This window comes from Burkholderia sp. Bp8986 (assembly GCF_003854225.1).
GTDB lineage: Bacteria > Pseudomonadota > Gammaproteobacteria > Burkholderiales > Burkholderiaceae > Burkholderia.
On record NZ_QTQM01000178.1, the window covers coordinates 1 to 787 of the forward strand.

At 59.0% G+C, this 787-nt stretch carries 1 pseudogene; it reads left to right on the plus strand.

The annotated features are described in order from the left end of the window. Positions 1-167: 167 nt before the first annotated feature. Positions 168-671 (plus strand): annotated as a pseudogene (locus DID99_RS36765) (DDE-type integrase/transposase/recombinase); the annotation flags it as partial. Positions 672-787 lie beyond the last annotated feature (116 nt).

Genomic DNA, 787 nt, shown 5'->3' on the forward strand with positions numbered 1-787 from the left:
CGTCGCCTCAACGATTCCTTGACGCGCTTTGCGGGAAAACCGCGGCAATCACATCGGAACGTTGTAGCGACTCTCTGCCGGCATGTTGTGGCGTGAACACGACCACGAAGACGACAAGGAAACGGCCGGTCTGAACCCTTTCCAGGAGGATGATCTATTGACAGCAATTAGACGACAAGCGCATCTGGCGCCTGTACAGCAAGGCGGGGCTGAGCGTGCGCAAGCGGCGACGCAAGCGTATTGCGGCTGTCGAGCGCACGCCGCTGCCGTTACCGACAGGCTCGAATCAGAGCTGGTCGATGGACTTCGTTTCTGACGGGTTGGCCTATGGTCGGCGGTTTCGATGCCTGAACGTGGTCGACGACTACACGCGCGAGTGCTTGGCCATCGAGGTCGATACTTCGCTGCCGGGCCTACGAGTGCAGCAAGTGCTCGAGCGGCTCAAGGAGATGCGAGGCTTACCCGCATCCATCACGGTCGACTACGGGCCGGAGTTCGCTGGTAAGGTGCTGGATGCATGGGCCTACGAAGCCGGTGTCACGCTGTCGTTCATTCGGCCTGGCAAGCCGGTGGAGAATGCCTATATCGAGAGCTTCAACGGGCGGTTCCGCGACGAATGCCTGAACGAGCACTGGTTCGTCTCAATGCGCCACGCCAAACAGTTGATTGAGGTGTATTAGCCGGGACTCGATCTGACAGGTAGTCGGGCCTACAAAGAACGATCCATCAATGGGGGATGAGTTTCTCCTTGGCGAGATCGAGCGAATCGAGGAAAGTGCGCATCGGC